Consider the following 10,284-nt stretch of genomic DNA (forward strand, 5'->3'; position numbering starts at 1 on the left):
ACGCCCCATGAACACAGGAAGGAGGCGATGACGCGATGGCGCGAACAGTGATCGACAAGTTGATCGAACTGGTCGTCGTGCTCTTCATCGTCAGTCTCGGCACGTTCGCCCTCGTATCGTTCATTCCGGGCGATCCGTCGGTCGCGATACTCGGTGAGGGGCATGCGCCCGAGGACTATGCGCGCGTGCGCGCCGAGATGGGGCTCGACGATCCCTTCCTGACGCGGTACTGGCACTGGCTGTCGGGCGCGCTGCAGGGCGATCTCGGCAACTCGATGGTCCCGCCGCAGGGCCCGGTGACCGACAGCATCAGCGCGGCGATCCCGGTCAGTCTCCAGTTGGCCGTCATGGGCCTGTTCATCGCGCTCGCCGTCGCGGTGCCGCTGGCGATGTTCTCGGCACGGCACCAGGGCGGCTGGATCGATCGCGCGATCGGCGCCGGCACGTTCGGCGTGCTGTCGATCCCGAGCTTCCTGTCGGGTCTGCTGCTGATCATGGTGATGGTCAACTACCTCGGGTGGTTCCCGCGCTCCCAGTGGGTCCGGATCTCGGACGGGTTGGGGCAGAACCTGTATCACGCGATTCTGCCGGCGATCGCCATCAGCCTGTTGGAGATGGCGATGTTCACGCGGATCCTGCGCAGCGACCTGGTGATGACGCTGAAGGAGAACTTCATCCTCGTCGCCAAGGCCAAGGGCATGTCGAACGCGCGGTTGCTGTTCAGCGACGCGCTGCGCCCGTCGTCGTTCTCGCTGATCACGATGCTGGGCATCGTCCTCGGCTCGATGATCGGCAGCACCGTCATCGTCGAGACGCTGTTCTCGCTGCCGGGTATGGGATCGCTCGTCGTCCGTGCGGCGCAACAGGGTGACATGCCGATGGTGCAGGGTGCGGTGCTGGTGATCGCGGTCATCTACGTGGTGGCCAACGGTGTCATCGACATCTCCTACGGATACCTCGACCCAAGGAGCCGACGAGCCCATGTCTGAGACGACTACCGACGACATCGAGATGCCGGCCATCACGGGCCGGGTGTTGGACGAGTCGGACGCGGAGACCATCGTCGATCCGTCCGATGCGGCCGAGCGCCGAAACCTGTACCGCGTGGGCACGATCCTGACCGTGGTGGGGGTGATCGCGGCCGGCTTCGGCCTCGCGCCCGTGCTGGTCATGGGGGCGCGGGTGGTGATCTTCCTGATCGGCCTCGTCGCGCTGTACATGGGCGTGCGGCGGTTGGGGCTGGCGCGGTTCGGGTCGGACTTCGACCTCACGTTCATCCTGTCCTGCGCGTGGCTGACGGTGCTGATCGCGGCGGCGCTGCTGGCCCCGCTCCTCCCCTTGGCCGAGCACGAGGACACCACGAAGACCCTCAGTGCCAAGAGCTACGCCGAGCCGAGCTTGTTCTCATCGCATCCTCTGGGCACCAACAACTTCGGTCTCGACATGCTCGCGCGATCCATCTACGGCGCCCGGTCGTCCCTGATCGTCGCGGTGGCGGCGGTCCTGATCGGGATGATCGTCGGCGGCGCGATCGGCATCCTCGCCGGGTACTTCGGCGGCAAGGTGGACCGGATCATCGGCGTCCTGACGAACTCGCTGCTCGCCGTGCCCGCGCTGATCCTGCTGATCGCGCTCGCCTCGGTGCTCGAGCCGAACCTGCGCAACATCTCGCTCGCGCTGGCCATCCTGGCGATACCCAGCATGGTCCGCATCGCCCGCGCGAACACACTCGTGTTCTCGCAACGCGAGTTCGTGCTGGCGGCAAGGGCGATGGGTGCCACCAAGTGGCGGGTGATGCTCCGGGAGATCGCGCCGAACGTCGCGCTTCCGGTGGCGTCGCTGGGCATGGTGATGATCTCGGTGATGATCGTCGCGGAGGCGTCGCTGAGCTTCCTCGGATTGGGCATCCAGCCGCCGTCCCCGACGTGGGGCAACATGATCTCGGAAGGGCAGGGCAACGTCTTCGAGCAGCATCCGTACATCGTGCTCGTCCCCGGCCTGTTCCTGTTCCTGACGGTGTTCTCGTTCAACATGGTCGGCGAGAAGGCCCAGAAGAAGACCGGCGGAGCCCGGGAGGTGAAACTGTGAGCAGCAACGAACCACTCTTGACGGTGGACGGGGTGTCCACCAGGTTCCGCACCAAGCGTGGACAACTCCGGGCGGTCGAGCAGGTCACGCTGTCGCTCGACGCGGGCGAGACGCTCGGCCTGGTCGGTGAATCCGGCTCCGGCAAATCTGTTCTGGGACAGACCATCATGGGGCTCGTGTCCAACGACGGCAATACCACCGTCACCGGCCGGGTGAGCTTCATGGGTCGGGACATGCAGGCGCTGACCCGCAAGGAACAGCAGCAGATGTGGGGCAAGGACATCGCGATGGTGTTCCAGGACCCGATGTCGGCGCTCAACCCGTTCAAACGGATCGGTACCCACATCACCGAGTCCCTGCGGGCCCACCTCGGCCTGGACAAGGCCCAGGCACGCGAACGCGCGATCGAACTGCTGCGGAAGGTCCGGATCCCCGAGCCGACGCGGCGGATCGATCAGTACCCGCACGAACTCTCGGGTGGTATGCGCCAGCGCGTAGTGATCGCGATGGCGCTGGCGTGCGACCCGAAACTGACCATCGCCGACGAACCGACGACGGCCCTGGACGTCACCGTCCAGAAGCAGATCCTCGAGCTCCTCGACTCCCTCCGGACCGAGATGGGCATGGCCGGAATCCTCGTCAGCCACGATTTGGGAGTCGTTGCCGGACAGACGGATCGAGTGGCCGTCATGTACGCGGGACGGATCGTCGAGACCGCCCCGACCCGACAACTGTTCGCCAATCCGCGGCACCCGTACACCGAGGCGCTCCTGGCGGCCGTTCCGAGGCTGGAGCAGGAACCGCACACCCGCCTCGAGTCCATCGAGGGGGGCCTGCCGGACATGACGAAGCCGCCGAAGGGGTGTTCGTTCGCGTCCCGGTGCAAGTACGCGCAGCAGGAGTGCCGGGAGATCACGCCGACCCTCACGCCCGCCCCGGACACGGCCGGCGCCCGCCATCCCCACGAGGTGGCGTGCCATTTCCCGTTGGACGGTGCCGGCGTCGCCGACCTCGGAGTGCCGCGGACCGCGGGCGCCAACGATCGCGAGCTTGAAGTGGAGAGCATCTGATGGCCGGAAGTGGAGTTGCGCACCTGCGCAGGGACGACAAGCCCGTGCTCGCCGTCGAGAACCTGGTCGTGGAGTTTCCTGCCGGTCGGGGGCAGACGGTGCACGCGGTCTCGAACATCAGTTTCGACCTGCTTCCCGGCGAGACGCTCGGTATCGTCGGCGAATCCGGCTGCGGCAAGTCCACCGCCGGCCGCGCCGTCCTGCAGTTGCCCGCGCCGAAGTCCGGCAGCGTGGAGATCGACGGCATCGAGTTGACGACGCTGAGCCCGTCCGCGCTGCGCAAGACTCGGGCGCAGATGCAGATGATCATGCAGGATCCGATCTCGTCGCTGAACCCCCGGCGCAAGGTGAAGCACCTGGTGACGGAGGGGCCCCGAATGTGGGGTCAGCGCAACAAGGAACGCCTCGACAGTCTGGGGCGAGAGCTGCTCCAGGCGGTCGGGCTGGACCCGGACATGGTCTGGGACCGGCTGCCCGGTGAGCTGTCGGGTGGTCAGTGCCAGCGCGTGTGCATCGCCCGCGCCATGATGCTCAAGCCGAAGGTGCTCATCTGCGACGAACCGGTGTCCAGCCTGGACGTGTCGGTCCAAGCGCAGATCCTGAACCTGCTCGAGCAGACGAAGACCGAGTTCGAGCTCACAATGATCTTCATCGCCCACAACATGGCCGTGGTCAAGAACATCAGCGACCGGGTGATGGTGATGTATCTGGGCAAGGTCTGCGAGATCGCCCCGAGCCACGACATGGAGCGGCAGGCGCGGCACCCGTACTCGCGGCTGCTGCTGGCGTCGATTCCCGACCCCGACGTCCACCGGGGGGAGGTCGACGAGACTCCGCAGATCGAGGGGGATCTGCCCTCACCACTCGATCCACCGTCCGGGTGCCGGTTCCGTACCCGCTGCCCGCTGGCGACCGACCGCTGCGCGGCGGAGGAACCGCTGCTGCGGGAGGTCGACCCCGGCCACTACGTGGCCTGCCACAACGTCTGACACACACCCCCGCGTTTTGCACTTGTCGCGGGAAGACCCGCGTCCGGGTAGCGACAAGTGCGCAAAACGCGAACGGGTGGGAGGGATTGGGAAGTCGATGGAGAGTTTGTTCGACGATCAGGACATGACCGGGCTGGCCGCTTCGATCCGGCGCGGCGACGTGTCGGCGCGCGAGGTGGTCGAGTTCGCGCTGCGCCGTCTCGCGGAACGTAACGCCACCGTCAACGCGGTGGTCGCCGACCGCGCCGAGGAGGCGCTCGCCGAGGCGGACACGGTGCCGGTCGACGCTCCGCTGCGCGGAATTCCGTTCCTGATCAAGGATCTTCACGCCGACGTCGCCGGCATGCCCACCACCAACGGGTCTCGCCTGTTCGACGGCCGGGTGGCGGAGCAGGACACCGAACTGGTGGCCCGGTACCGGCGGGCCGGCCTGGTGGTCCTCGGCAAGACCAACACGCCCGAGTTCGGCCAGAACGCGAGCACCGAGCCCGTCCTGTTCGGCCCCACGCGCAACCCGCGCCGACTCACCCACGGGGTGGGCGGTTCGTCGGGCGGCTCGGCGGCGGCGGTCGCGGTGGGCATCGTGCCCGCCGCGCACGCCAGCGACGGCGGCGGCTCGATCCGAATCCCGGCGTCCGCCAACGGGCTCGTGGGCCTCAAGCCGTCGCGCGGACGGATGCCGTCGAATTCGCCGCTCGCGGGGCCGCTGTCGATCGAGCACGCGGTGACCCGCACTGTCAGGGACACCGCACTGCTACTCGACATCACCTCGGGTCCCGCCGTGGGTGCGCCGTTCGGCATCGCGCCGCCGCTGCGTCCGTTCGTCGACGAGTTGGGGGCCGACCCCGGGAAGCTCCGCATCGGCATCACCACGACGATGCCGAGCGGCGAGCCGGTCCACCCGGACTGTGCGGCGGTCGCGTCGGACGTCGGCGTCATGCTCGAGAAGCTGGGCCATCACGTCGAGACGGCCGCGCCCACGTTCCACCCGGAGGCGCTCGCGGCGGCGATGCAGTACCTGATGTCCGCACCGATGGCGGTGGAGATCGACCAGCGTCTGGCGGAACTGGGCCGGGAACTGCGCGACGACGATCTCGAGACGATGGCCCGCGTGCAGTACGAGCGCTGCAAGTCGCAGTCCGTCACCGAGCTGGCCTTCGCGTACACGCAACTCGAGCGGACCGCGCGGGACATCGGCCGGTTCTTCACCGAGTACGACCTGCTCCTCACGCCGACGCTGGGGGCGCCCACGCCGCAGCTGGGTCTGCTCGACGCGATGAACCTCGAGGCGATGTGGAAGCATGCCGGCACCTACGGCGCGCTGACGTCGCCGTTCAACAGCGGCGGGCAGCCCGCGATTTCGCTTCCACTGGGCAAGGATTCGACCGGTCTGCCGCTGGGTGCGCAGCTCGTCGCGGGCCACGGCCGGGAAGGCCTGCTGATCCGGGTCGCATCGCAGCTGGAGGCGGCGTATCCGTGGAGCACCGCCCCGGTGTGGCCGGCCGTCGCCGGCTGACCCGCGTCAGTGCGCCGGGGGCTGGACGGCGGGCGCGGTGACGTCGCAGTGCGGTTGGCACGCGACGTTCTCGCCCGCCGCCTCCTCCGCGGGGGCCTCGGCCGCGGTGCGCCGGGGAATCATGACCGCGGAGATCAGCGCCCCGATCAGCAGCAGACCCGCGCAGATGAGCATCGCGATCCGGAATCCGGAGTCGAATGCCGTGGGATCGGAGAGGGCGTCCGCGCCGATACCGGCGAGGGCGGGCAGCGCGGCGACCGCGAGCAGTTGACTCGTCCGCGCCACCGCGTTGTTCACGCCGGACGCGATGCCGGCCTGGTCCGAGGACACCGATCCGAGCACGGCGGTGGTCAGTGGTGCGACGAGCGCGGACAGCCCGAGACCGAACACCAGGACGGCGGGCAGCACCTGCATCGGATACGACGCGCCGGGGCCGATCCGCAGCATCAGCAGCAGTCCGCATGCGGCCAGCAGCGGTCCGACGGTCATCGGAATCCGCGGCCCGTGGACCTGGGCCCACCGTCCCGCCCGCGACGACAGCAGCAGCATGAGGATCGTGATCGGCAGCGACGCGAGCCCGGCCGCCAGCGGCGAATACCCCGACACGATCTGCAGTTGCAGCAGCAGTAGGAAGAACACGCCCCCGAGGGCCGCGTACACCGCGAGCGTCACCAGGTTGGCGGCTACGAACACCCGTGACGCGAACAGGGAACTGGGCACCAGCGCGTACCGCGAGCGCCGCTCGACGACGACGAAGGCCGCCATCAGCACGACGCCGGCGACCGCCACCCACACGGTCTTCTCGATCAGTCCGTAGGTCAGCGCCGCCAGCGCGCCGGCCGCGAGCACCGCCCCGGGGAGGTCGAGTCGCTCCGGTGGATGCGGGTCCCGGGTCTCGGGGACGTGCCGGGCCGAGACCCATACGACCGCGGCGGCGAGAGGCAGATTGATCAGGAACACCGAACGCCAGCCCGCCACCTCGACCAGCCATCCGCCGAGCAGTGGGCCGACGGCCGCGGCCACCCCGCCGAGCCCGGACCACAGGCCGATCGCCGCCCCCTGGTCGTCGTCGTCGAACGACGCGGAGATGATCGCGAGGCTCCCGGGTGTCAGCAGCGCGGCCCCGACACCCTGCAGCAGGCGGGCCGCCACGAGGGTGACCACGTCGGGGGCGAGCGCGCACAGGCCGGACGCGATCGCGAACCATACTGTTCCCCAGACGAATACGCGTCGTCGGCCCAGGCGGTCGCCTAGGGCGCCGCCGAGCAGGATCAGCGACGCGAGGGTGAGCGTGTAGCCGCTGAGCACCCACTGCACGCCCGCGACCTCGGCGCCGAGATCCTCGGCGATGCGGGGCAGGGCGACGTTGACGACGGTGCCGTCGAGCATGGCGAGGGACGAGCCGAGCACGGTCGCGGCCACGACCCAGCGGCCCCGGGAGGATTTCAGGTGGAGCTCCGGCGCGCTCATGTCGTCGTGATGGTGGCGAGGGGGTCGTACTCGGGGGCGCGGAGGAGTTGGTGGAGTTGGCGGCGGCGGACGCCGAGGTTCCCGCCGTCGAAGATGGGCAGGGCGAGGGCATCCTGCAGGAGGCGGCCGAGGGGGTTGTCGGTGTCGTAGCTTTCGATGCCCACCACTCGCATCAGGTCGGTGACGACGGTGACCGCAGTTTCCGAGCCGAAGATCTTCGCTTCCACGGCCAGTTCCAGGGCCGCGGGTTCCAGGGTGTCGAGGGCGTGGCAGGCACGGTAGCCGAGCCAGCGCGCGGCTTCGATCGCCGTCTTGGCGTCGGCGAGTGCGTAGCCGACGGCTTGATAGTCGACGATGGGGTGCGGGCCGGCGCGGTGTTCGCGTCGCGCGAAGTCGAGCGCGTAATCGAATGCGTGGCGCATGAGACCGACGCCGAAGATTCCCACGAGCGCGGCGCTGGCGGCGAAGCTGCCTTCGACGAGTGCCTTGCCGATGCCGACGGCGCCGACGACGTTGCCGGCGGGTACCCGGACGTTGTCGAAGGCGAAGGTGGGGGCGAGGTGCGCCCGATGGCCGATCATGTCGATTGCCCCGTGGTCGACGAACCCGTCGGCACCACCGGGAACCAGCAGCACCGACAGGGCCTGGTCCGCCGGGGTGGCGGGGTCCTCGGCGGTCCGGCAGACGACGGTGAGGACGTCGGCGCCGGTGCCGTCCCATCCGGTGGCACTCGAGACCCAGCGCTTCTCTCCGTTGATCACCCATTCGTCACCGTCGAGACGGGCCGTGGTGCGCACCCCTTCCGCTGGTGCGGGGGCATCGAAGTTGGCGCTTCCACCCGGTTCGCTGTGACACAGGGCTGCGAGCGGGGCGCCTTCGCCGGAAAGGAAGAGCGGCACGGTCTTTCGGGTGTGCTCGGGATTGCCGGCGAGGGCGATCGGCAGCAGTCCGAGGAGGGAGCCGAGCGCGGTGAGCGCGACGCTGGCGTCGCCGGCGTACAGCTCTTCGGCGATGATCGCCGCGTCGACCAGCCCGTTGCCCTCGCCACCCACGGCGGCCGGAATGAGCTTGCGGAAGAGCCCTTCCGCGACCAGTTGCTCATAGGCCGGGCGCGTGGCTCGGAACCGTTCCTCGGGCGTCGGCCGGTGGCGGGTCTGTTCGGCCACATCGTCCAGGATCCTGCGTGCTTGTTCCCGAGTGGCGGCTTGCAGAGCGCTCTGGGCCTCGGTGAAAGTGAAGTCGATTGCCACGGGGACTCCCTTCTCCGCCCCTGCTCGCCCGAGGGCCGTCGGTGACTCGATGCCAGGATATCCCCGCTCGTGGGAGGGGCCGTCCGGGTTGCGGCATCGGTATCGAGACGGGCCGACGCGAGCGAATCGTGAGGGGATTGTGAGAGTGCGCCTGGATCGCCGCATTCGGGGCTTGTGCCGGGATACCGTGCCCCGATCGACCAGACGGACGAACGATGGGGGAACGGCATGATCTCGACGCGTGTGCAGGGCATCGGGCGGGCGGCGACGGCCGGAGCGATGTGCCTTGCGGTGCTTGTGCTCTCGGCGTGCTCCGACGGTGGGGAGTCGCCGGCCGACCCGCCGAGCCCGACCACCACGGTGACACAGCCCGAGCCGCCGATCGCGGCACCGACGCCCACCGAACTCAACGCCAGCCTGCTGCGCGCGTTCGACGAGAGCGTCCCGGCCGCCGAGAAGGTCACGCTGGTCCAGGGCGCGGAGGCGGACCCGCAGTTGATCGACCAGGTGGTCGCGGCGGCGAAGGCGAACAAGGCGGCGGCCCAGGTGACCGACGTGACCGACCTCGGCGACGGCACGGTCGCCGCGACGGTCGTCATGACGCTGGACGGCCAACCGGCCCCCGACCCCGTCATCATCAACTTCGTCGCCGAGGACGGTGTGTGGAAGCTGTCGCAGGAGAACGCGTGCGGCATCGTCGGTATGGCGGGGTTGTCGTCTCCGGCCTGTGCGTGAGCGCCGGGCCGGCGTTCGCCGTCGATGTTGCCGTGTTGCCGTGCCCTCGTCGGCGCCGGGGGTGATGATGGGGCGATGGCGAATACTCCGATCCTGCGGGTAGCGATCACCACGTTCACGGCCGGGATGCTGGTCGCCGTGGCGGGCTGTGCGGGCAGCACCGACGGCACGCCGGAGGTGCGCGAGGCGACGGCGTCGGCGTCGGCCCTTACGGCGTCGGTGTCGGCCGCTCCGGCGTCGACTCCGTCGAGCGCCGTGCCGACCTCCGAGGTCGAGGCCGGGTACACCGCGACGGCGGTGCGCATCGCCGGGGACACCGGTCGGGTCCGCTACGACGTCCTGGTGCCGCAGGTCGAGGGAGGCGATCCGGCCGTCACGGGGGAGTTCAACGAGTCGATGCGGGCGGCGCTGCAGGACCAGATCGACGGCTGGCCCGAGGCCCGCTTCACCCTCGAATCCCGGAACGAGTCGGCGGTCGTGCACATCGGCTCCCGGGTGCTCAGCGGTCTGCTGGTGACGTCGTGGAACGCTGATCCGCCCGGCGCGCACCCGACACCGATCGTGGCCACGGTGGTGATCGATGCCGACGATGCCCAGCCGATCACCCTCGACGCGCTGTTCCCGGATCTGCAGGCCGGCCTGAACCGGCTCTCGGAGGAGTCGGCGCGTCTGCTGCCCGAGACCGCCGCCGGTCCGGAGTTCGAGCGGGAGGGCATCGAACCGAAGCGGGAGAACTTCGCGAACTGGGTCGCGACCCCGGCCGGGATGGAGATCCACTTCTCCGACTACCAGGTGGGGCCGCACGCGATCGGCCTGATCGTGGTGACGGTCCCGTGGGACCGGCTCACCGACGTCATGGCGCCGGAACTGGTGGGCGTGGTGTCGAGTTGATCCGGCAGATCGAATGACCGGTCAATGGGAGGACGTCTGGAACCCGAATTGCCGCGACAGGACATTGGAAGGTCGAAGCGGGAGTGAGCGCCGACACAGGCGCTGCCCGCCGTCGAACGAAAGGACTGACCATGACCTCCGTGGACACCGACGAGATCCGCGTGATCGAGACGGGTGCGCCCCCGGCCCGGTTCGCGCGTGGCTGGCACTGTCTCGGACTCGTCGCCGACTTCAAGGACGGCAAGCCGCACTCGGTCGAGGCGTTCGGTACCAAG

General features: G+C 69.1%; 9 protein-coding genes and 1 pseudogene. 8 read left to right on the plus strand and 2 right to left on the minus strand.

The genetic code is table 11. The annotated features are described in order from the left end of the window. Positions 1-35 precede the first annotated feature (35 nt). The 5 genes from EGT67_RS24205 to EGT67_RS24225 all read left to right on the plus strand — a co-directional run bounded on the left by EGT67_RS24205 (position 36) and on the right by EGT67_RS24225 (position 5,663). Complete coding sequence (locus EGT67_RS24205) at positions 36-989, plus strand: ABC transporter permease (protein WP_127918653.1); 954 nt, start codon at positions 36-38, stop codon at positions 987-989. Then, on the plus strand, positions 982-2,088 hold the full coding sequence (locus EGT67_RS24210) for an ABC transporter permease (protein ID WP_127918654.1): 1,107 nt from the start codon (positions 982-984) through the stop codon (positions 2,086-2,088). Before EGT67_RS24205 ends, EGT67_RS24210 begins: the two co-directional genes overlap by 8 nt. Next, positions 2,085-3,158, plus strand: a complete 1,074-nt coding sequence (locus tag EGT67_RS24215; RefSeq protein WP_127918655.1) for an ABC transporter ATP-binding protein — start codon at positions 2,085-2,087, stop codon at positions 3,156-3,158. Before EGT67_RS24210 ends, EGT67_RS24215 begins: the two co-directional genes overlap by 4 nt. After that, positions 3,158-4,147: an ABC transporter ATP-binding protein gene (locus EGT67_RS24220; protein ID WP_127918656.1), complete on the plus strand. Its 990-nt coding sequence runs from the start codon at positions 3,158-3,160 to the stop codon at positions 4,145-4,147. Before EGT67_RS24215 ends, EGT67_RS24220 begins: the two co-directional genes overlap by 1 nt. Before the next feature lie 97 nt (positions 4,148-4,244). After that, a complete protein-coding gene (locus tag EGT67_RS24225) occupies positions 4,245-5,663 on the plus strand; it encodes an amidase (RefSeq protein ID WP_127918657.1) in 1,419 nt (472 codons plus the stop codon). Positions 5,664-5,669: 6 nt separating this feature from the next. Here EGT67_RS24225 and EGT67_RS24230 read toward each other — a convergent pair whose 3' ends face one another. Next, on the minus strand, positions 5,670-7,133 hold the full coding sequence (locus tag EGT67_RS24230) for an MFS transporter (RefSeq protein ID WP_127918658.1): 1,464 nt from the start codon (positions 7,131-7,133) through the stop codon (positions 5,670-5,672). Further along, positions 7,130-8,383, minus strand: a complete 1,254-nt coding sequence (locus EGT67_RS24235; protein WP_127918659.1) for an acyl-CoA dehydrogenase family protein — start codon at positions 8,381-8,383, stop codon at positions 7,130-7,132. The genes EGT67_RS24230 and EGT67_RS24235 overlap by 4 nt, the downstream gene beginning before the upstream one ends. Before the next feature lie 228 nt (positions 8,384-8,611). Between EGT67_RS24235 and EGT67_RS24240 the strand changes: the two genes are divergently transcribed. The 3 genes and pseudogenes from EGT67_RS24240 to EGT67_RS25430 all read left to right on the plus strand — a co-directional run. After that, complete coding sequence (locus EGT67_RS24240; RefSeq protein WP_127918660.1) at positions 8,612-9,118, plus strand: WKL family lipoprotein; 507 nt, start codon at positions 8,612-8,614, stop codon at positions 9,116-9,118. A gap of 75 nt (positions 9,119-9,193) precedes the next feature. Next, positions 9,194-10,009, plus strand: coding sequence for an RsiV family protein (locus tag EGT67_RS24245; RefSeq protein WP_241566222.1), 816 nt, complete (start codon positions 9,194-9,196; stop codon positions 10,007-10,009). Positions 10,010-10,140: 131 nt separating this feature from the next. Next, a pseudogene (locus tag EGT67_RS25430) lies at positions 10,141-10,284 on the plus strand (3-ketosteroid-9-alpha-hydroxylase); the annotation flags it as partial.

This window comes from Prescottella agglutinans, assembly GCF_004011865.1.
Lineage (GTDB): Bacteria > Actinomycetota > Actinomycetes > Mycobacteriales > Mycobacteriaceae > Prescottella > Prescottella agglutinans.

Coding starts and splice junctions, on each gene's coding strand:
- EGT67_RS24205 (WP_127918653.1), top strand. CDS start 36: ATGGCGCGAACAGTGATCGACAAGTTGATCGAACTGGTCGTCGTGCTC.
- EGT67_RS24210 (WP_127918654.1), top strand. CDS start 982: ATGTCTGAGACGACTACCGACGACATCGAGATGCCGGCCATCACGGGC.
- EGT67_RS24240 (WP_127918660.1), top strand. CDS start 8,612: ATGATCTCGACGCGTGTGCAGGGCATCGGGCGGGCGGCGACGGCCGGA.
- EGT67_RS24220 (WP_127918656.1), top strand. CDS start 3,158: ATGGCCGGAAGTGGAGTTGCGCACCTGCGCAGGGACGACAAGCCCGTG.
- EGT67_RS24245 (WP_241566222.1), top strand. CDS start 9,194: ATGGCGAATACTCCGATCCTGCGGGTAGCGATCACCACGTTCACGGCC.
- EGT67_RS24230 (WP_127918658.1), bottom strand. CDS start 7,133: ATGAGCGCGCCGGAGCTCCACCTGAAATCCTCCCGGGGCCGCTGGGTC.
- EGT67_RS24225 (WP_127918657.1), top strand. CDS start 4,245: ATGGAGAGTTTGTTCGACGATCAGGACATGACCGGGCTGGCCGCTTCG.